This is a genomic window from Sphingobium limneticum (assembly GCF_008710165.1).
In the GTDB taxonomy this organism is placed as follows: Bacteria; Pseudomonadota; Alphaproteobacteria; order Sphingomonadales; family Sphingomonadaceae; genus Sphingobium; species Sphingobium limneticum.
Genome location: NZ_VYQA01000003.1, coordinates 56,150 through 76,516, shown reverse-complemented (window position 1 = coordinate 76,516; position 20,367 = coordinate 56,150). Strand labels below are relative to the sequence as shown.

Below are 20,367 nucleotides of genomic sequence, written 5' to 3'. Positions count from 1 at the left end.
CACCGACAACGGTTACCGCAATCAACGTGCCGAGCTACTTGAGGCTATGTTTCTTTCGAGATTTATCGATTCACCGATCGCTATGTTGATCGACGTTCTGACATCGATTTCTCGTTCAAGATTCTCAAGATGTAGATGATTAGCCCGGCTTATTCATCGGGCTCAGTCAGCAGGGTTGGCGGGAGTGGTGTAAGCGATTGCTTTGATGTAGGAAAATGGGTGTCTAGACCAGTCCTGCAGCGAGGCAATTTATGCCACGGGCCACACCCGCCGGGAGCGATGATAGCGCGCCGGGATTTTCGTTTCCAGCGATCGGGCGCAAGAAGATCACAGCCGCGTTCGACGGAGGTCGGCTCACCTCGGATGGCGGTGTTCTGCTGCTGGCACAGGCCGAGCGCGCGATGGGGCTTTGCCGGCGGCTTGCGGCTTGCATTGCCGATCCGCGGGACCCTGTGCGGGTGATCCATCGCCTTGATGACATCCTGCGTGCCCGGGTGTTCGCGATCGCCTGCGGCTATGAAGACGCCGATGATCTCGACGCTCTGCGCGACGATCCGGGCTTCCGTCTGGCGCTGGGCAAGCTGCCGGGATCGGGCGCGGGGCTGGCCAGCCAACCGACGATGAGCCGGTGGGAAAATGCGCCGACCACACGCGAACTGGCCAGGATGATGGCCGCGATGATCGACATCTACTGCACCAGCTACCCCGCCGCGCCGGCGGCGGTGACGCTGGATATCGATGACACCTGTGACGTTGTTCATGGCTATCAGCAGCTCTCCTTCTGGAACGGGCATCATGGCGAGCGCTGCTTCCTGCCGATCCATGTCTACGACACTGCCACCGGCCGACCGGTGGCGATGCTGCTGCGCACCGGCAAGACACCGTCGGGCGCCGAAGCTGCCGGCCACATCCGGCGCCTGGTGCGCCATCTGCGCCGGCACTGGCCCGAAACGCACATCACCATCCGCGGCGACGGGCACTATGGCCGGCCCGAGGTCATGGCCTTCTGCGAGGCGGCCGGCGTCGACTACGTGTTCGGCCTGCCGACCAACGCCGCGCTGCGTGCTGATCCCGAAATCGTCGCTGCCGCCGATGCCTGCGCGGTTAAGCGGGCTCAGCGCCAATATCCGGTCCTGCGCAACTATGCCGAGACCCACTACGGCGCGAAGAGCTGGAAGTGCCAGCGCCGCGTCGTCGCCCGGATCGAGGCCAGCACGCTGGGCATGGACATCCGCTATGTCGTCACCTCGCTGGCCGAAGGTTCGGCTGAGCATATCTACGACACCCTCTACTGCGCGCGCGGCAACGCCGAGAACCTGATCAAGCGCCACAAGACCCAGCTTGCCAGCGATCGTACCTCGTGCCGCTCAGCCAATGCCAACCAGATGCGCCTCATCCTGCACACCGCCGCCTACTGGCTCGTGTGGCGCATCCAGCAGGAAATCCCGAAGGCTGCCGCGCTCGCCACCGCCGAGTTCGCAACGCTGCGCCTGCGGTTGCTCAAGGTCGCCGCCCGCGTCATCGAAACCGCTACGCGCATCCGCGTCGCCTTCGCGTCAGCCTGTCCCGATGCCAGCCTGTTCAGAACCATTGCCACCGGCCTCCGGCCGGCACCCACATAACCAGCGCGGCAGTGCCGCCCAAAGCCCGAGCCCTCGTCCTTCAACCTCGAAAAGCCCATCGATCCTGACGCGGTGAAAAAAAACCGCCGGAGGAGCTTGCTCTGATCACCCGACGACCGACAAACCATGCTCGCACGAACCCGGAGCGGAGGCCTCATGAATAGTGCGGGTTAGCCGACGCGCTCCAGCAGGTAAGTGCCAGCATCCTCGTCGAGTTCTACAACACGCATTTTAAGGTTCGGCGCCGGTGAACTGCGCTCGATGGATCGGGGAGAGACGTCCTTATCCTTCGCAATCAGTAGGATGACGCTAACGATGCCGTCGAGGTTTTCGCGGGCGTGGACCAGATTTTCGATTAACTCGGTGAAGCCGGGGCGCGACTTCCAAGCGCCAGGCTCGTCATCTGACCAGCTCCGGTAAATTCGGCCTTTCTCCTCGAACTTATCTTGCCACAGTCGTACAGCGACCGACGATCCGTCTGGGCTGCGACCTGACCAACTCCACCGGATGTTCTTCGGAACAACCCCAAAGTATTCGAATGCTTTACTGTGGCCGCCGGACACATGATGCTCCTTTTGTACCAAAAATAAATCTGATACCCATTTAATAAATAATTGAATAAATCTAAGAATAAATTGATAGAACAGCTAAGTTGTTTTTAAGGGAAATTGGCAGGACGATACTTACTAACAGAATTTTCAAAGTATCTGACGCAATTTTCTTGCATTATCCCGCAATTCAATGTCGCGCGGAAAATTTTCGATAGACTTATCGATCTGGCTGCGGATTATCTGCCGCTGTTCTGGGGAGAGCACTCCGCCAATCTCAAGGGCGCGAGACACGCCATTGAAAAGCGTCATGAAAGGATGAACTGTCGATCGTCGACGATCGCGCTCAATCGCGATGGCGTCGCCAAGTGCAACGATGGCCTCAGCCAAATCTGCAACATTTGCCGCTCCGAGTACTTCCATTCGACCAAAAAGCATCCGGCCGAGCGTTGTCTTCGTAAATTGGTGGCGAGGTTCGATGGTCCCGGCGAAGCGAGCGTGTTGTACGGCGATGTCAGCGTGTTCCCGCCTGCGAACGGGATCGTTCTCCGCCTCAGCCAGGTCCATTCGGTGCTGCGCCCGCTGATGCCAATAGCGCGAATTCCAAGCCCACGCTTTTTTCGTGGCCTCGTAGAAGTCTCCTGAGACATCCCGGCCTAAAAGGGGTTTCACCACCTCGTCGTAGTCAAAAAGCCTAGACGCGATGCGGGCGCTTGGCTCACCTGTTGCCATAGTTCGAAGATTGACCCTGGGCGCTATGGCCGCCGCCAAATCGACGAACAAGCTGAGCATGCGCGCAGGTTCTTGATGCGCGAACCTGACGACGACCGAGGTTGCGACTGCCTCGTTCGCCGGTGTCACCAATTCGACATCGAACACGGTTTCGAGCTTGAGCGGAAGCGGGCCGTCTCCTTCGATCTGCACATCTACTTTATAATCGGGGAATCGCCCGGCGATCACGTCAAGCTCGATACCTTTTCTGTAGCAAAAGGCGGCCAGTGCGGCGAAAACATAGCAGTCTACATCCGCTGGGCGGTGCTTGAAGGACTTGTCCACTATCGACGCGAGCGGCTCATAGTCATTCAGAATGCGGCAGCATGCGATGGCTACGAGTTCGTTTGCCAGCGGCAAGCGAATACGGTCGACCTCTGGTGGAGCGGCAAGGCCAAGATTGCGGTAAGCCTCTACTAGGCTGTTCGCCATACCTCCGCCGATCAGTCCGAGCGGTGATGGCGTGATGATACCCCTCCCGAGAACCCGCTCAACGTGTCCGAGTCTATAATCACGCTCGGCACCTACGACGACTACGTCCTTATCTTTCAATTGCTCTCGTATGGACGCAATTTCATTAATATTATCAGCCAGATTATCGACGAAAACGTATCGCAGACCCTCCATCCGCTCTAATACGGCGACTGCACTTGCAACACGGATGCGTCCCACCGAACGCGCCCAAAGGCATGGCACGCCCGCCTGAGCGACACTCCAGGCAATCCTGCGAAGCGTCGTTGATTTGCCTGCGCCAGGCCCGCCTGCGACTACAAGAAGCCGACCTTTTCCAGCAGTCACGATACTACGCTGAATGTCATTCGTTTCGGCGCGCTCAACATCTCTTCCGTTACGGATGTCCGCCCAGGTCGCTTGGTGGCCGTAGGCAAAATTAGGGCCACCGTCGCGATCCACCCCCATGTCCAGCGGGACGCGTTCAAAGTCAGCGTTGAACTCAGCAATTCTGACCGGCTCGACTGCCAGCCGCGAGATGTCGCCAAGGTTGTCCTCAACTGCATCGGCCACGGAGGGCCTAACCGGGAAGCGCCGGGCTATATCGTTCAGGAAATCGAGCGCTGGCCCGTTGTAAAGCTCCAATCCATAATTTTCGCAATCAACATCAGTCGCTGGATCGGCGCCAGGCTCAACGAGGATTGACGGCGGGATGTCTGCGCGCGGCTGAATCTCTTCACGTTGTGCAAGGAAGAAGGCGAGGTCTGGCTCGTCTAGTAGAGTTCCCATAATGATGAACGGTTCAGATCGGATCAGGTCGGAGAGTATGTGGCCCCAGACATTGTTCCGTGCCATGTTGCGCGCATATTCCGCCAAACCGAACACATAGTCCTTCTCCGGCTCCCTCGCCCAGCCGTGTAGGTGTATGACAGGCAGTACGCCCAAGTTGTGATCACTCTCGAACAGTGCGTCGTGATTGAATGGCTTTATTGCCTGAACCGGCAGTGCCCGCGTCTCATAGGCAGTTTCGAGGGCGTCATCGACGTTTAACGTAAATACCCGCTTCCACCGGAAGCCAGTCAACGCTTGCACTGTCGCGCCAGGAGTCGAAGGCGTAAAACGCTCAGTAATCAAAGGTTTGACCTGCTCAGGCTTCATCGCCTTACGTAGGCGGCTCAAACTGGCGTCGGGCCGCATGCCTGGGATTGCGGCTGCGAATTCGGCCGCAAGGCCAGTCCCGGTCGGATAAGCGACGCCAGTGAGCGCGTTGCAACTGTCCCTGCTCACGCCGGCGCCGAGCAGCAGGTTGTATCGCCCAGCCTTGATGCCGTCGCCAACCCTGATCCATTGTTCATCTGTTAACATTCGCCCCCCGTTCCGGAGCCGCAGACCCCGCCAACACTAATCAAGCCGAAGCGTTATTCTGATGCAAGGCTCCGACGAATAATTAGATCGAAATCAACGCCTAATAAGGTGGGGGCTCTTTTCCATGCGCCCGTGACACAGAATGGACGGTTAGTCCGCAAGACGGGATCTGGAACCCTGCACATAGGTCGGCGCTATCTCCAGCGTAGACGGGAACCGGTAAGGATCACGACCTAAATGTGAATGGGATTAATGGGCGATTGCCGGTCATGCTGCATTGGCTTGCGATGGCGGAACCAGACATTGTCTGCCTGAAAGAACTGAAGGCGCTTAACGAGAAGTTCCCGGAGGAGGCGATCAGCGCGACTGCCCGGCGATGCCGCTGAGAGAAGGCAGTTGACCACGCGCCGGTGGTGGTTGAGCTTTTCGACAAGTCGCGGAAGAGGGGAGCCGAGCGTCGCGCAAAGCGTCCTGCGGAATGAGACGCGCCATGTTGGCCCTCGTTTGTGGCGTCTCGAAGCCCCCGTCCAACCATAGCTGGACGGGGGCTTATTCATGCCGATAGATTGCAGGCATGTGCAACCTCTACACCCAGCGCCTGAGCGCCGCCGAGGTCGCCGCCCACTTCGGCGTCGACAATACCGTCGCGTCCAACGCGGGTGAAGAAGTCTATCCGGGTGCACCCGGCGTCGTCGTTCGGGAGGAAGCAGGCGCACGCGTCATGCAGTCGATGGCCTGGGGCTTCCCGATACGGCTGAAGACGATGGCGCCGACGTCTAAGCCGAAGGCCGTGAACAATGTGGCGGATCTCATGAAGCCGATGTGGAAGGGGATCGCCGGCAAGCCGCAGTGGCGCTGCCTCATCCCTCTCACCGCCTTCGCCGAGGCTGAGGGTTCCAAGGGCGCGAAGACGCGCACGTGGTTCAACCTGAAGGATCGACCAATCTTCGCATGGGCGGGCTTCTGGCGGGAAAGCGCTGAATGGGGTCCGGTCTACACCGGGATGATGACGGACTGCAACGAGGCGATCCGCCCGGTGCATGACCGAATGCCGGTCCTGCTGCACGCAGACGAGTACGACCATTGGCTTCACGGCACTTTCGACGACGTCCAGTCGTTCCAGGCGCGCTGCTTTCCCGACGAGCTGATCGAGATGACCCGCACGGCTGAGCTGTGGATCAAGCGCAGGCCGGCTGCCGATGAGGGGACACTGCTGTGACTTCGCTTTGACGCAATTGATCTTGTTGAGGAAAAGTTGAGATTCATGCCGCTAGATGCGCCGAAGCGGAGGTGCGCATGAAGGCTTACAGAATCGACCATGCGGGAGTGAGCGAGGTCGACGTCGATCCCGATGCTCTCCTAGCCGGCGAGACCAAATGGGATTGCGTCTCGCTCGATGCCAACCGAGACCATGACATCTGGGTCGACGATTTCGGCCTGTCCAATCCCGATGCCTATTACGCCGACATAGGCCACCACTGGAACATCCCGCTGCCGGCTTACGTATTCGGCGGCGAGGGCGAGAACACCGTCGCGGCGACGCTTGATCTGGAAGCCGTACGGTCGATGACCAGGCTGCATGAGGCGGTCTATAACCCGGCCGACGGCTTTCCCATGCTCGCCATGGACGTGAAGATGGACTCGCAAGGCCGACTCCAGCCGTGGCGGGCGGTGCTCGCGTTCCAGATGTCGCTGGGACGTAGCCATGAATATCTCATGCGCCTGCCCGACGACCGTTACTTCACACCGCCAGGCGACGATGTGCGCGGTTCGTATCTGCATCTTCCGATCGACGTCGCGACGCAGGCCCGGGCGATCCTGGCCGTCCTGCGCGGCGTTGACTGCGGCACCGTGCGCATCCCGTCATGGCTGACCAGCACGAGCCTGGCGCGGGCGTTGGCAGAGGAAGGCATCTCGTTCGAGCAGGTCGACATGCACGTACCGCTCGACGCTGAGATGGATGACGTCCAAGGCATCGGCGGCGGCCCTGGACACCAGATCGCGCACATGGCCGATCCCGCCCTGCGGGCGCGCCGCTTTGCTGAGAACGCGTCGGTCGATGACATGGCTGAAGTCGTGGGCGCTACCATCCACTGACCCTGAACACCTTCAATCTCGATACGACGGATGACGGCTGCGATCGGACCTTTATGGGGGCAGTCGGGCCAGTCGCAACTAAAACCGGAGTTTCAAAGCCAGATGTGCATCAGCTTCCTGACCACCGCCAAGGGCATCGAATTACCTGAAGGCATGCCTGCGCGCCCAGAACATCCTGATTTCGTGAACATGGGGAACGAGGTTGCATTCGCGAGGGTGTGGGGCGGTGAGATGGAGTGGAAGCCACTGCGTTTCGGCCTCACGCCAGAGCAGAGCAATGGAAAGTCACTGGTAACGACAGCCACGGAGGAAGCCTTGGAGACCAAGGAGCAGTGGACGCGGATGATCAGGCAGCGATGCGTCATTCCGGTGAAAGGGCACCGATGGTCGCCTAAGCAGGACTGGGTCCGCCGGCCGTCAGGATGGGCGCTTGGCTTCTGGGACACGGACGAGGGCGGCGGCGCGGCGCTGATCAGCGAGCTGAAGGGCGAGCAGCGGTCGCTGGTTCTTGTCGACGCGGTTACTGCTGGCGCGTGGTTGGTGGCAAAGCAATGGGACGCGCTCAAGGTACTTCGTGGTGCAGAGCGGTTGCCGGTCGCGATGGCAGCCTGATCACCGTCATCGTGACGACCATGGCATATTAATAGTTCAACGTATATTGAACTATTAAACCGTCACCCCATCTGTGCCTCCCCACGACATCAGGAGGCGCACCCATGCAGTCGATCCCGTTAGCGCTGGATGGCTTCAAGCCGATCATCTGCGTTTCAATGTCAGACCTGCCTATCGAGGCCGACGGCCAACCGTCGCATCTTCCACCGACTGGGAGCGCCGGTGCCAACAGGCTATATACCGCCACGCTGCATCTGCTTTTCGAGGGATACAGCATCACCATGTTCCATGCATGCCGCGCCTCGTCGCGTGTCGAAGCACGGGAGCGAGTCAGCTCCCGAGTAGCGTCGCATCTTATGGCAGACGTCGAGATCCATCATGGTATCGACCTCGGCCATCCGGTGGTGCGGCGCTTGGTGCCGAGCGAAATCGCGCATAGGTTGTTCGTGCATGGGGACTGCAGTCTACAATGGCGACCGCTCCAGCATGGTGGTGAGCTGCATATCCAAGAGCGGGCGGGTGCGTGAGAAGCACGGCGTACAACCAGCGTGCCCATGCAGGATGGGTCAGGCCTTTTCGCCGGGCCCGTCGATCGCCTTGAGCAGGGCGGCCGCCGTCTTGCGCGCTACGTCCGGCGTCACGCGGTAGGTGACTTCGCGGCCGTTCTTCTCGGACGCGACCAGCCCGGCGTCCCGCAGCACCTTGAGGTGCGTCGACATGAGGTTCTTATCTACGTCGAGCGACCTTGCGATCTCGCCCTGCAGCATGCCCTTCTCGCCAACGTGAAGCAGGAGTTCGAACGTCCGCCAGCGCGTCGGCTGGCCTAGGGCGGCAAAGATAGGAAGGTTCTTCAATTGCATAGTTCATAGATAATAGAACATTTAACGATTGGCTAGCCTCTTTCGAACCAAATCGGATGAAACGCCAAAAATTAAACTTTCTGATCCAGATTAATACAATAGTTCTTGAATCATTGAACCAATGTCACTATATGAGGCTGAGCGCTAGGAACGGCTAGCAGCGGAGAGGGGCGGCGACCAACGATGGTGGAGACCATGCAATGGAAAATTCCTTCAATTCGAACGATCCGATCTACGAAGCGTGGGAGGTCGAGGATCCGCTCGGCCGTGACCGCGAAACCGATCTGGTGGTGACCACCACCCGCCGCGCGCTGTGCCGCATGGCATTCGTGGCGGCGGAGACGGCAGCCCGCTTCGAACGCGAGGGGATAGACCACGATCCCGTGGCGTGGATGATGACGCCGCGCCGGCTGTTCGACGGTGAGAGCGCGCTTGATGCCTGCCTAGATCGGACAGGCTTCAAGCGCGCGGTCATCCTGCATGGCCTGTCCGTCGGCCTGGACGCGTTGCCCGCGCAGATCGATGCGCTTATGGACGATGACGACGACTTCGAGTTCGATGACGTCGAGGAGGCGTTCGAGCAGTCGCAGTCGCCTGGGCACAGGGGGCGCATGCAGGTGATCGGAGGCGAGCAGGGGAGTCTCGGGGTGCCGCGTTTCCCCACGCCGGTGCGTCATCCAAGCAGGCCTCGCGACTCCGCCCAACATTGTGCGCAGCGCGCAAAGATAGCGGGTCGTGCCCATGCGCTTTCAGCCATGAAGGCGCACCCTTGAATGAACTGCCCGCCGCTCCGGCGGCGGTCCGACCCCGGTTCGCGGGCACCGAGAGCCGGCAGCTGTACCGGCTCGACCTCAAGGAGGGGCCGACCGGCCTCGGCGATCCCGACGCACCTAACATCGCGGTGGTCGTCGACGTCGAAACGACAGGCCTCGACCGGAAGCGCGACGTCATCATCGAGCTCGCCATGCGGCAGTTCCGATATGACGACGCGGCGCGGGTCACCAACATCGGCCAGTCCTTCACGTGGCTGCAGGACCCTGGTCGTCCTCTGACGGAGGAGATCATGAAGCTCACCGGTCTCGACGACGACATGCTCAGGGGGCGGTCGATCGACAAGGAGATGGCGGCGCGCATCCTGCGTCGGGCCGATCTGATTGTGGCGCACAATGCCAGCTTCGACCGGCCACGCGTTGAAGACGAGATCCCGGATGCGGCTGGCGGCGCTTGGGGCTGCAGCTGCGTCGAGATCCCTTGGCGTCACTTCGGCTTCGACGGCCGCAGTCTCGGCTATCTGCTTTCGCAGGCTGGCTATTACAACGGCGCCCACCGGGCGGCGGCAGACGTCGACAGCACGATCGCCCTCCTTGCCCATGAGGTCGGTCCGGGTCGGACGGCGATGGCGGAGATGGTGGCGCGATCGTCGCAGGAGAGCTGGATGTGCCGCGCAGTCGGCACCGCCTATGAACGGAAGGACGATCTGAAAGCGCGCGGATACCGCTGGGATGCAGAAGATCGGATCTGGTGCCGCGAGGTTGCCGATCGGGACGAGGAGCAGGCCTGGCTCATGATGAATGTCTATTCGCCTTGGGCCAGGCCGACCTCGGCCGCACCGGAGTGGCGCAAGCTGACCGCGCGCGAACGCTGGGCCTGATACATTCAGGACGATTAGCGGCCGGTCGGCAAGCATCGTCCACCCTCTATCCCCGTGGGGATGGTCCGCGGAAATGAAACACTGACCCTTTTCCTGTCCGTCGGGTGCGTCATCCGCTGCCCGTCACGCTGATGGAGACCATTCATGGCTGAACAACTGACCGGCGACCCGTTCGTCGGACCGAGCAACTATGTGCCTCGTCTTGGCTTAGGCATTGGGAATATCCCCAGGGTGGAAATCCTCCGTCGTCGCTTCGATGGGGAGGTGGTTCCTGTCTGGTCGGTCTTGCTCGGCACGCCGAAAGCCGCCCGTACCCTGCACAAATGGATGATGGAGAACCCCGAGAGCTGGAGCGTCTGGGGCAGGCTTGCACTGCGGCTTGGGACGGAGGCGGCGGGTCGCATGATCATGGCCGCCGCCACGAGGCACGAGCAGGCACGGATCGAAAGTGAGCGCGAGCGCCGCGACGCCGAGAAGGAGCAGCGCCGCCTCTCCCGCGAGATCACGCTTTACTATTACGATCCGAAGAAGAAGGCGCCGTCGCTCGGCCTTGAGCGCGGAAACGAGAGCCGCCCCTTCTTTCGCATGACGTTCACGGAGAAGTGGGAGCGCGATCGCGTCCTCGATTGGATCAAGCACCAGCGCGCCCACTTTGCCGACATGGAGGAGATGTGGGCCGAACATGGCGCGCTCGCCCTCGAACGCCACATCCTCGCCGGCATGCGGGAGACCGAACGCGACGTGAAGGCCCGCGGCATGGGTGCCGGCGGTCGCCGTCCTCTCCGCTTCTGGAGGGGCGAATGATGGCGGGGGAAATCGTACCTGTCGGCGGGCGGATAGACCGGCCCGCAGACCTTCAGATCAACAGTGGCGATCCGCGAATGAACAGGACGTCCAGCGCGCCCACCATGATGTTCGCCAGCAGCCTCTCGGGCCGCCCGCTGCCGTTCGGCTCCAGTCTGGAGCTGGAACTGCGCGGTGGCGACCGCCTCGGTCCGGGCGGCATCGTCTGTGATCTGGAACTCGAATGGGAACCTGAACTGATGCATGCTGTGGGCGAAGCCTGCGCGAACCAGCGCATCCGTGGTCGCGATTGGTTCACCATGCCGCCTATGGCGCTGGGTGGACCCGCAGGTGCTGGTCGGACGCACATGGCGCGCCGGCTGGCGCGAGCGGCGGGTGTGCCGCACATCATGTTCGACGCGACGACTTGGATGTTCACCTGGCGCTGCAGCGGACCCGACGTGCGCCTTCCGCTTCCTATCGCGACGGCTATGGCCGTCAGCGGCTGCGCAAACCCGGTCGTCAGTGTGACGGGCGTCCAGCAGGCGTCACCCGCCATGATCGATCTGCTTGTTCGGCTGATTGACCCGACCCGGAATGGCAGCTTCATCGACGAGGCTCTTGGTGCCGTGGTGGACTACAGCGCGGTGAACTGGGTCGTCCAGGTGCCGCAGCCGGTCAAGGCCGCCGCACATCGCCCGACGAACTTCTTCCGGGAAAAGGACGCCACACCGGCAGAAATCCCGGATCGTTTGAAGCCGCATCTGCTCCACGTCGGACTGCAGGATGCCGAACCGGCACATTTCGACCTGCTCGTCATCGACGTCCTGGCCGAGGTGCTTGGTGACCTGGGCCAGGCTCTGCCGCCCTCGATCGATCTTGAGGACCTCTTCGCCCAGCTTGGCCAGCTGCGCGATCCCAGCATGCTCGAACTCTACGACCGGCTTGAGCAGACGGTCCGCCGCCACAGCGACGAGCATCCTCTCTGAACATTACCCGAAGGAGAAGAACATGGAAGACGCCAATGTGAATCTGCGTATCACGGTCGACGGCCAGGTGCTCGAACTCTCCCAGGCTGGCCCGATCGGCCGGGACGTCCTAGCCGCCGTCGGAGCCGATCCCGACGAGCGGGACGTGCTCATCCGCATCGATGGCGGCTGGGCCCGTCTCGTCGCCCCCTCCGATCCGGTCGTGGGTCTGGATGGCGAGGCGCATTTCCGCGTGCATCGCAACGGGACCCTGCGCCACGTCCGCGTTGACGACAGCGTATGGGAATGGGGTGCGCCCGGAATTCAGGAGCACGACATCCGTGCGATCGCCGGCATTCCCGAGGAGCGGCAGCTGTTCCAGGCGGGCGGCAGTGCCCTTCGCCCGGGCGAGGTCGTCGACCTCACCGTCGACTGGGTGCCGAAGATCGAATCGCGTCCCGATATGGCCGGTAGCTTGACGGTCCCTGTGGTCGTCAACGGTCGCCGGCAGTCCTTGGCCACCGCCGATGTGAGCTTCGAGGATCTGATCGGGCTCGCCTATCCCAACGTCCCCGCGGTCGGACAGTCGATGTTCACCGTCACCTACCGTCACGGTCCGCTCGACCGTCCGGAAGGTAGCCTCGCACCCAGCCAGCGCCTGCGCGCCGTCAACGGAGTGGTATTCAATGTCACGGCAACTAATAAGTCATAATCCGGACCTGCAGCGTCTGGTCAACGAGGGCTACGACGTGTCGATCGAGGGGGGGTATCTCGTTCTACGGGATATCCCCTATCTCGACGCCCACCGGCGCGTCCGTCGCGGTGCGATCGCATGCCGGCTCGAGCTGGCCGGTGATCGCACCGTTACGCCGACGAGCCACATGGCGTTATTCGTCGGGTTAATGCCACACACGGCCGACGGACGTCCTCTGACGGAGATGGCGCACAGCCGCAATCGGGTCGATCTGGGGCATGGCCTCGTCGCCGACCACCTGCTGTGCAGTGCGCCCTTCGATGGAGAGTTCTCCGACCATCACGCCAAGATGGTCACGTTCGTCGAGCAGGTGTCTGCCCATGCCAAGATGGTCCAGCCGGAAGCCACTGCGCGAACCGGCCAGATCATGCTGCCCGAACGCGGCCGGTCATGCTTCGCCTATCTCGACACGGGAAGCTCACGCCATGGGATCGGCGCGTTCACGTCTCGGCTCGAAGGGCTGAGCGTCGCCATCGTCGGCCTTGGCGGCACTGGATCCTACATCTTGGACCAGCTCGCCAAGTGTCCGCTGGCGCGCATTCACCTGTTCGACGACGACCGCTTCGAGCAACACTCCGCGTTCCGGGCGCCCGGCGCGCCGTCGGTCGAGGATCTGCGCCGCCGACCCACCAAGGTCGGCCATCTTTCCGGCATCTATTCGCGGATGCACACCGGCATCATCGCGCACGAAGCAAAGTTGGGACCCGTCAACGCGCACCTGCTTGATCACGTCGACTTCGTGTTCATCGCGATCGACGTCGGAGTCTCCCGTCGGATCATTGTCGAGCAGCTGGAGAGGCGGGGCCTTCCCTTCATCGACACCGGCATCGGTCTGGAGGCGACCGACGACGGCCTGACCGGAGCTGTCCGCGTCACCACAAGCACGAACGACAGGCGCGATCACGTCCGTGCATCCGCGCGGATTCCCATGGCTGCCGCTGGCGAGGATCTATACGGCTCCAACGCGCAGGTGAGCGACATGAACATGCTGGCGGCCGCGCTGGCCGTCATCCGCTTCAAGAAGCACTTCGGCTTCTACCTCGATTTGGAACACGAGCATCACTCGGTCTTCCAGATGGACGGTGCGCATCTGATCAACGATGACCGTCTGGGAACTGCGCATTGACCGGCGATGTCGGGCGCCGTCCGTTTATGCACGAATCGACGCGGCGCGAGCTGGCGGCGCTGAACATCGAATTCCGCGCTCGCCAGCTCCAGGTATTCCGCAGCCATTTGGCCCGGTCGATCCGTCTAGCTTCGCCGCTGCTGGTCGATGCATGCACGCCGCAGGAACTCGACGAGGCGATTTGGCGGGTGAAGCCGTACGAGCATTGGCCGCACGGGCCGGACGCGCGCGTCACGCTGCGCGGCTGGTCGGCCAAGAGCCGGCGCTACGATCGCGAGCGAGTCGCTGCCGTCAACCGCGTCACCGGTGAGCGCTTCGAAGTCATGGATCAGCTGGTCGTGCGCATCGGGCGGAATGCGGCGCACATGATGTTCCGCATTGGGGAGCTGTCGATCATCACTCGAGAGGGAGGCGGAGTTCTGTCGTTGCCTCGCGGGCTTCAGCCGGCTGAGCGGGAAGGACTCGTCGGAGCCACTCTCGATATGACGGTTGAGCATCCGATACTTATGGGTCGGCCGTATTCGATCATCGAGGCGACTCGGCCCCCTAGCTCTGACATGACGCTGCTCAAGTTCGTTGCACCACCGGTGGAGTGGCGGGTGCCATGGGCGCGGCCATGGGAGGTGCCGTTCTGAACGGAAAGTGAGGCCGTCGGATTACCGGCGGCCTTTTTCGATCTGAGCGCAACTCGCGCATCGGGGAAGTGGCGGAAATGTCCGTGGCTCAATCGGAAACTTGAGCCACTTTTAACGACATTCCGACACAGATTTGGAGGCCCGAGCCGGAATCGAACCGGCGTGCAAGGATTTGCAATCCTCTGCGTCACCACTCCGCCATCGGGCCTCGGCGTGGGACGCCGCAGATGTGCGGCTTTGGACGCAAAGTCAAGCCGCCACTGTCGTCATAGCGTCAAGAATCTTGGGTCATGCCGCGCAAAGCCGCTTGGCGCGGGGCGCATGCTGATTTAGAGGTCCGATGACATGCTTAGTGTATTGCATTGCCAATACAGTTGTGCCAAGCCCACTGGATCAAGCGAGAACTATCGTGACCGAGCAGAATTATTCTTCGATGCGAACCGCCATGGTCGAGAGCCAGTTGCGCACCAGCGACGTTGATGATCAGCGCGTGATCGCCGCGATGGCCAAGGTGCCGCGCGAAGCCTATGTGCCCGCAGAACGCCGGTCCATGGCCTATGTCGATCGGCCGATCCCGCTGGCGGGCGGCCGTGCGCTCAACCCGCCGCTGGTCACCGGCCGCCTGCTGACCGAGGCGCAGATCGCGCCGGGCGACAAGGTGCTGCTGATCGGCGCCGCCACCGGCTATGCCGCCGCTTTGCTGGTGGACATGGGCGCGGTGGTGACGGCGGTCGAGGAAGAGGGCGTTCTGGAGATCGCGGTGCCCGGCATCACCGTCGTACGCGGCGCGTTGAATGCAGGCGCGGCCGATGGCGCGCCCTATGACGTGCTTTTCATCGACGGCGCGGTGGAGGAAGTCCCCGCAACGCTCGTTCAGCAGCTTGCCGAGGACGCCCGCGTGGTGACGGGCGTCGCGGATCGCGGCGTCACGCGCCTGAGCAGCGGCCGGGTGGTTGCTGGGGCGCTGGGCCTCAACAGCCTGGTCGATATCGAAATGGTGGTGTTGCCGGGGTTCGGCGCACCGAAGGCTTTTGTGTTCTGAAATATGATGGGCGGGGATAGATGACGGCGAAGCGCATATTGTATCGGCATCATGCCGCAGCCGCTTTGCTGTTGCTGTCCTCCGCCCTTTCCGGCCCCTTGGCGGGTGCGGCGCAGGCCGAGACGCTTCAGGGCGCGCTGGCCAAGGCCTATACGTCCAACCCGACGCTGACCGGCGCGCGTGCCGGCCAGCGGGCGACGGACGAGAATGTGCCGATCCAGAAGGCGGCCGGCCGCCCCAATGCGGACGTGACCGGCAGCTTTTCCGAAAGCGTATTGAAGCCGACGATCAGCTTCACATCGCCGCAGCGTACGGTGAATGCGCAGGCCAGCCTGAACGTGCCCATCTATTCCGGCGGCGCGGTGCGCAACGGCGTGAAGGCGGCCAAGGTCCGGGTCGAAGCAGGCCAAGCCAATCTGCGCGGGACCGAGGCCAGCATCTTTTCGCAGGTGGTCGCGGCCTATATGGATGTGCTGCGCGACAATGCGGTGCTGTCGCTCAACCAGTCCAATGTGAAGGCGCTGGAGGTCAATCTTCAGGCGACCAACGACCGGTTCGAGGTCGGCGACGTGACGCGCACCGACGTGGCGCAGTCGCAGTCGCGCCTGGCGATCGCCCGGTCGGACCTTCAGACGGCCGAAGCCAATCTGGTGTCGAGTCGCGAAAATTATCTGGCGCTGGTGGGTGAGGCGGCCGGCACGCTGGATGCGCCGCCCGCACTGCCGGGTCTGCCTGCCACGCCTCAGATCGCGGTGCAGGTCGCGCTCAACGACAATCCCGACATATTGGCGGCCAAGCAGAGCCGGATCGCGGCGGGCTATGATGTGAAGGTGGCGCGGGCAGGCCGCCTGCCGACCGTCACCGGCTTCACCCAGGCGGGCTATACCAATTATCTCCATACGCTGGGTGGCACCGCGCAGGATGCGCAGGGCAATGCGGTCGAAGGGCCGCAGATCAACAAGCAGGCCGTCGCCGGCGTGCAGCTCAGCATCCCGCTCTATCAGGGCGGTCGGCCCGCCGCGCAGGTGCGCCAGAATCAGGCGCTCGAATCGCAGGCGATCGAGCGTGAGATCGAGGTGGAGCGCAGCGTCATTTCCCAGACGCGTGCCGCCTATGCCAGCTGGCAGGCGTCGTTGGAGAGCATCGTATCGAATCAGAAGGCGGTGGAAGCCGCGGATCTGTCCTTGGAAGGGGTGCGCGCGGAAAATAGCGTGGGCAGCCGCACCATCCTCGATATCCTGAATGCCGAGCAGGAAGCGCTCAATGCCAAGGTGTTGCTGGTGACGGCGCAGCGCAACGCCTATGTCGCGGGTTTCAGCGTTTTGGCAGCCATGGGCCATGCCGAAGCAGGCGATCTGGGCCTGGACAGCGGCACGCTCTACGACCCGATGGTCAATTATGAGCGGGTGAAGGGCAAGTGGCTGGACTGGGGTTTTGACGGCAAGCCCGCGCCGGTCGCCACGCGGACCGTTGACACGCCTGCGCAAAACGCCAATGTCGCACCGGGTACAAAGCAGCCTTAACCGCTTGTTAACCCGGCTGGGTAATTTTAACGGTTAAGGATGCGCAATGCGGGTTGGACGGGGACTATCCATGGGTGACATGACCAAGGAACCCTCGATGGAAGAGATACTCTCCTCCATCAAGCGGATCATCGCCGAAGAGGGCGAGGAAGCGGTTCAGGCCGCGCCCCGCCGTATGCGGGCCGAAGCGAAGGCCGCGCCCGCGCCGGTGGAGCCGATCCATATCGAACCCGTCGTCGAAGAAGTGTTGGAACTGACCGACGAAATTGCGGAGGAGGAAGCCGTGCCCGCCCCCAAAGTCACGCCCAAGACCGCACCCGTCGCCGAGGCGGATGCCGACGATTCGATCCTGTCGGTGGAAAGCGAAGTCGCCGCGCGCCATTCGCTGTCGGCCCTGTCCTCCATGCTGGTCACGCCCAAGGACGGCGGCGACAATACGCTGGAAGGGCTGGTGCGCGCGATGCTCAAGCCCATGTTGAAGGAATGGCTCGATACGCGCCTGCCTTCGATGGTCGAAGAGATGGTGGCGAAGGAAATCGCGCGCATTACCGGGCGCTGATTCGCGTTCTTGCGGTCGCTTTCGCGGCGGCCTAGACCCTTGGCATCCTGACGGCGCCGATCGCGCGCCGCCTGCACGATGTTGGACTGTTCGATCCAGGGGTGATTTTCATGAAGACATTATTGCTCGCAGCCGTTGGCGCGATGGCTCTGGCCGCCGCGCCCGCACTGGCGCGTCCGTTCACGCCCGCCGACATGGTGGGGCTGGACCGTATCGGCGCGCCGGCGGTGTCGCCGGACGGCAAATGGCTGGCCTATCAGTTGCGCAGCACCGATCTTGCGGCGAACAAGGGGCGGACGGACCTCTATCTGTTGGACATCGGCAAGGCGGGGCAGGCACCCAGGCTGATCGCGTCGAAGCCCGACAAGAATGAGGCGTCGCCGGTTTTTTCGTCCGATGGATCGGCGCTCTATTTTCAGTCCAATGCCAGCGGCGACGACCAGCTGTGGCGCGTGGCGCTGAGTGGTGGCGAGCCGGTGCAGATCAGCAAGGCGCCGGGCGGTATCAGCGGTTTCCTGCTCAGCCCCGATGGCAGCAAGGTCGCGTTGTGGGCCGATCGGCCGGTGGGCGCGAAGACGATCGACGATGTGAAGGCGGACGCGCCCAAGGATGCGGGGTCGGGCCGTGTCTACGACCAGCTGTTCGTGCGCCATTGGGATACATGGGCGGACGGCCAGCGATCGCAGATCTTCGTCATGCCGGTCGCCGGCGGCCCCGCCGTGTCGGTCATGGGCGCACTGGTCGGCGATAGTCCGTCAAAGCCCTTCGGCGGCGCGGAGGAAGTCAGCTGGAGCAAGGATGGCAAGATGCTGTTCTTTGCGTTGCGGGAGGCGGGGCGAATCGAACCGCTGTCGACCAATCTCGACATCTTCTCCGTGGTTGCCGATGGCAGCGCGGCGCCGGTCAACCTGACGCAAGCCAATGATGCGACCGATACGCTGCCGACCGTGTCGCCGGACGGCAAATGGCTGGCCTATGTCGCGATGAAGCGGCCCGGCTATGAAGCGGACCGGCAGGTGCTGATGCTGCGCAACATCGCGACTGGCGCGACGAAGGCGCTGACGGACGGATGGGACCGGTCGGTGGCGTCGATCGCCTGGGAAGCGAACGGCAAGGGGCTGCTGGTCACGGCCAATGACGTGCTCGACAATCCGGTGTTCCGGGTCGATGCCGCGTCGGGCAAGCTGGTGCGCCTGACGCAGAAGGGGCACGCGGGGAGTGTCGTACCGTTGCCGCAGGGCGGCTTCGTCTATGCGATGGACAGCATCCAGTCGCCCGCCGATTTCTGGAAGATGCCGGCTAAAGGAAAGCCGGTGCGCCTGACCGATGTGAACGCCGCCAAGCTGGCTGGGGTGGATGACGTGTCGGTCGAACGGTTCAGCTTCAAGGGCGCCAATGGCGATACGGTGTGGGGGCAGATCGTGAAACCGCTCAACCCGTCCGCCAGCGGCACGGTGAACAAGCGGCCGGTCGCCTTCCTGGTGCATGGCGGACCGCAGGGCAGCTTCAACGATTCATGGTCGTATCGCTGGAATCCCAAGGCGTTCGCGGCGCACGGCTATGCGGCGGTGATCGTCGATTTTCATGGCAGCACGGGATATGGTCAGGCCTTCACCGACGCCATCAACAAGGATTGGGGCGGCAAGCCGCTCGAAGACCTGAAGCTGGGGCTGGCGGCGGCTGCGGCGAAGGATGCCGAGGTCGATGCGGGCAATGCCTGCGCGCTGGGCGCCAGCTATGGCGGCTACATGATGAACTGGATCGAGGGGCTATGGGCCGACGGGTTCAAGTGCATCGTCCAGCATGACGGCGTGTTCGACGCGCGCGCCATGGCGTATGAAACCGAAGAATTGTGGTTCGACGAATGGGAGCATGGCGGCCCCTATTATGAGAAACCGGAAGAGTTCGAGAAATGGAACCCGGTCAATCATGTCACGGCATGGAAGACGCCGATGCTTGTGGTGACGAGCGAGAAGGATTTCCGCATTCCCTATACGCAGGGGCTGGCCGCCTTCACCGCGCTCCAGCGACGCGACATAGCATCGAAACTGCTGGTGCTTCCGGACGAGAATCATTGGGTGCTGAAGCCGAAAAACTCGCTGCAATGGTATGGCGAGGCGCTGGGCTGGTTGGACAAGTGGACGGGGAAATGAGCCTTTGAGCGGATCGCCCGGCCTGCTATATTGACCCCCATGGCAAAGATGAAGGTCGATATCGTCGATGGTCCCATCGACCTCGGCAAGCCGGGCAAGCCGAAATACCGGACCGTCCACAAGGACGGGAAGGTCGTGAAGCTGCGCGTGGTCGATGCCGACAGTCCCAATTTCGGCGCGGAGTTTCTCGCCTCGTTCAAGGCGAGTGTGCGCAAGGCGCGAGAAGAGAATCGCGCGATCAAGGCGAAGGATTGAGCGGCAAAGGCCATGCCCGCCCGCGCCTGTGGATCGTGGCGGGGCCGAACGGTTGCGGCAAAAGTTCCGCTTATGGGCGTAGCGATGTGGCCGAATTCGATGGGTCCGTGTGGATCATCAATCCCGATCTGCTGACGGTACGCCTGCGCGATGGCGAAAATCTGGTTCAGGAAGCGGCCAATCTGGCGGCGGTGCAGCGGATCGAGGCATGGCTCGATGCCTCTATCGATGTGCATCAGACGATCGGCGTCGAAACCGTGCTGTCCAGTCCCAAATATCGCCGGCTGGTGGAGAAGGCCCAGGGCAAGGGCTTCGAGATTCTGCTGATCTATGTGTATCTGGATTCGGTCGAGCGGCAGTTGGAACGGATCGCCTATCGCGTGGCCAAGGGTGGCCATGATGTGCCGCCGGACAAGGTGGTGGCGCGCCGGGCGCGGTCTTTCGCGCAACTGCGCTGGTTCTTCGACCGGGCGGACAGGGCCTGGATCTTCGACAATAGTCTGTCCGAACCGCAACTGGTGGCGCGAAAGGGGGATGGCGGCATCACGATTCGGTCCGGCCTGCCATCAGAGATCATGGATAGCCTGCTCTGA

Annotated in this window: 21 protein-coding genes and 1 tRNA gene; 18 read left to right on the top strand and 4 right to left on the bottom strand. The window is 62.3% G+C overall.

Annotated elements, in window-relative coordinates; translation table 11 throughout:
* The first annotated feature begins 251 nt into the window (after positions 1 to 251).
* Positions 252 to 1,622, top strand: coding sequence for an IS1380 family transposase (locus tag F4U95_RS05045; protein WP_150424827.1), 1,371 nt, complete (start codon positions 252 to 254; stop codon positions 1,620 to 1,622).
* Between the two features lie 170 nt (positions 1,623 to 1,792).
* On the opposite strand, the gene F4U95_RS05040 is transcribed toward F4U95_RS05045, so the two are convergent.
* A complete protein-coding gene (locus F4U95_RS05040) occupies positions 1,793 to 2,185 on the bottom strand; it encodes a hypothetical protein (protein WP_150424826.1) in 393 nt (130 codons plus the stop codon).
* A gap of 135 nt (positions 2,186 to 2,320) precedes the next feature.
* Positions 2,321 to 4,756: a P-loop NTPase gene (locus F4U95_RS05035; RefSeq protein ID WP_150424825.1), complete on the bottom strand. Its 2,436-nt coding sequence runs from the start codon at positions 4,754 to 4,756 to the stop codon at positions 2,321 to 2,323.
* 574 nt (positions 4,757 to 5,330) lie between these two features.
* Here F4U95_RS05035 and F4U95_RS05025 point away from each other — a divergent pair.
* The 4 genes from F4U95_RS05025 to F4U95_RS05010 all read left to right on the top strand — a co-directional run bounded on the left by F4U95_RS05025 (position 5,331) and on the right by F4U95_RS05010 (position 7,992).
* The gene (locus tag F4U95_RS05025) at positions 5,331 to 5,975 is read left to right on the top strand and encodes an SOS response-associated peptidase (RefSeq protein ID WP_150424824.1); all 645 of its coding nucleotides are present in this window, start codon (positions 5,331 to 5,333) and stop codon (positions 5,973 to 5,975) included.
* A 77-nt stretch (positions 5,976 to 6,052) separates the two neighbouring features.
* On the top strand, positions 6,053 to 6,853 hold the full coding sequence (locus F4U95_RS05020; protein WP_150424823.1) for a hypothetical protein: 801 nt from the start codon (positions 6,053 to 6,055) through the stop codon (positions 6,851 to 6,853).
* Between the two features lie 30 nt (positions 6,854 to 6,883).
* Positions 6,884 to 7,465 carry a hypothetical protein gene (locus tag F4U95_RS05015; protein ID WP_150424822.1) on the top strand — a complete coding sequence of 194 codons (582 nt, stop codon included), beginning with the start codon at positions 6,884 to 6,886 and terminating at the stop codon, positions 7,463 to 7,465.
* A gap of 104 nt (positions 7,466 to 7,569) precedes the next feature.
* Complete coding sequence (locus F4U95_RS05010) at positions 7,570 to 7,992, top strand: hypothetical protein (RefSeq protein WP_150424821.1); 423 nt, start codon at positions 7,570 to 7,572, stop codon at positions 7,990 to 7,992.
* A 39-nt stretch (positions 7,993 to 8,031) separates the two neighbouring features.
* On the opposite strand, the gene F4U95_RS05005 is transcribed toward F4U95_RS05010, so the two are convergent.
* Positions 8,032 to 8,325: an ArsR/SmtB family transcription factor gene (locus F4U95_RS05005; RefSeq protein WP_150424820.1), complete on the bottom strand. Its 294-nt coding sequence runs from the start codon at positions 8,323 to 8,325 to the stop codon at positions 8,032 to 8,034.
* 200 nt (positions 8,326 to 8,525) lie between these two features.
* Between F4U95_RS05005 and F4U95_RS05000 the strand changes: the two genes are divergently transcribed.
* From F4U95_RS05000 to F4U95_RS04975, 7 genes are all read left to right on the top strand, one after another.
* Positions 8,526 to 9,098, top strand: coding sequence for a hypothetical protein (locus F4U95_RS05000; RefSeq protein WP_150424819.1), 573 nt, complete (start codon positions 8,526 to 8,528; stop codon positions 9,096 to 9,098).
* Positions 9,095 to 9,976 carry a 3'-5' exonuclease gene (locus F4U95_RS04995; protein WP_246171496.1) on the top strand — a complete coding sequence of 294 codons (882 nt, stop codon included), beginning with the start codon at positions 9,095 to 9,097 and terminating at the stop codon, positions 9,974 to 9,976. Before F4U95_RS05000 ends, F4U95_RS04995 begins: the two co-directional genes overlap by 4 nt.
* A 144-nt stretch (positions 9,977 to 10,120) precedes the next feature.
* Entirely contained in the window at positions 10,121 to 10,780 is a 660-nt protein-coding gene (locus tag F4U95_RS04990) for a hypothetical protein (protein WP_150424818.1), read from the top strand.
* Complete coding sequence (locus F4U95_RS24550) at positions 10,777 to 11,748, top strand: hypothetical protein (RefSeq protein ID WP_161600370.1); 972 nt, start codon at positions 10,777 to 10,779, stop codon at positions 11,746 to 11,748. Before F4U95_RS04990 ends, F4U95_RS24550 begins: the two co-directional genes overlap by 4 nt.
* 22 nt (positions 11,749 to 11,770) lie before the next feature.
* A complete protein-coding gene (locus F4U95_RS04985; protein WP_161600369.1) occupies positions 11,771 to 12,439 on the top strand; it encodes a multiubiquitin domain-containing protein in 669 nt (222 codons plus the stop codon).
* Positions 12,414 to 13,607, top strand: a complete 1,194-nt coding sequence (locus F4U95_RS04980; RefSeq protein ID WP_150424816.1) for a ThiF family adenylyltransferase — start codon at positions 12,414 to 12,416, stop codon at positions 13,605 to 13,607. The genes F4U95_RS04985 and F4U95_RS04980 overlap by 26 nt, the downstream gene beginning before the upstream one ends.
* Positions 13,604 to 14,242 (top strand): hypothetical protein, encoded by a 639-nt coding sequence (locus F4U95_RS04975; RefSeq protein ID WP_150424815.1) that lies wholly within the window; start codon positions 13,604 to 13,606, stop codon positions 14,240 to 14,242. The genes F4U95_RS04980 and F4U95_RS04975 overlap by 4 nt, the downstream gene beginning before the upstream one ends.
* Before the next feature lie 134 nt (positions 14,243 to 14,376).
* Here F4U95_RS04975 and F4U95_RS04970 read toward each other — a convergent pair.
* Positions 14,377 to 14,450 (bottom strand) — tRNA-Cys (locus F4U95_RS04970).
* Between the two features lie 201 nt (positions 14,451 to 14,651).
* Here F4U95_RS04970 and F4U95_RS04965 point away from each other — a divergent pair.
* The 6 genes from F4U95_RS04965 to F4U95_RS04940 all read left to right on the top strand — a co-directional run bounded on the left by F4U95_RS04965 (position 14,652) and on the right by F4U95_RS04940 (position 20,367).
* Positions 14,652 to 15,284, top strand: a complete 633-nt coding sequence (locus F4U95_RS04965; RefSeq protein ID WP_120249297.1) for a protein-L-isoaspartate O-methyltransferase family protein — start codon at positions 14,652 to 14,654, stop codon at positions 15,282 to 15,284.
* Between the two features lie 20 nt (positions 15,285 to 15,304).
* Positions 15,305 to 16,807 carry a TolC family outer membrane protein gene (locus F4U95_RS04960; RefSeq protein WP_150424814.1) on the top strand — a complete coding sequence of 501 codons (1,503 nt, stop codon included), beginning with the start codon at positions 15,305 to 15,307 and terminating at the stop codon, positions 16,805 to 16,807.
* Between the two features lie 70 nt (positions 16,808 to 16,877).
* The gene (locus F4U95_RS04955; RefSeq protein WP_150424813.1) at positions 16,878 to 17,366 is read left to right on the top strand and encodes a DUF2497 domain-containing protein; all 489 of its coding nucleotides are present in this window, start codon (positions 16,878 to 16,880) and stop codon (positions 17,364 to 17,366) included.
* 110 nt (positions 17,367 to 17,476) lie between these two features.
* Positions 17,477 to 19,519 (top strand): alpha/beta hydrolase family protein, encoded by a 2,043-nt coding sequence (locus F4U95_RS04950; protein ID WP_150424812.1) that lies wholly within the window; start codon positions 17,477 to 17,479, stop codon positions 19,517 to 19,519.
* A gap of 39 nt (positions 19,520 to 19,558) precedes the next feature.
* Entirely contained in the window at positions 19,559 to 19,774 is a 216-nt protein-coding gene (locus tag F4U95_RS04945; RefSeq protein WP_120249301.1) for a hypothetical protein, read from the top strand.
* Positions 19,771 to 20,367 carry an ATPase gene (locus F4U95_RS04940; protein WP_150424811.1) on the top strand — a complete coding sequence of 199 codons (597 nt, stop codon included), beginning with the start codon at positions 19,771 to 19,773 and terminating at the stop codon, positions 20,365 to 20,367. Before F4U95_RS04945 ends, F4U95_RS04940 begins: the two co-directional genes overlap by 4 nt.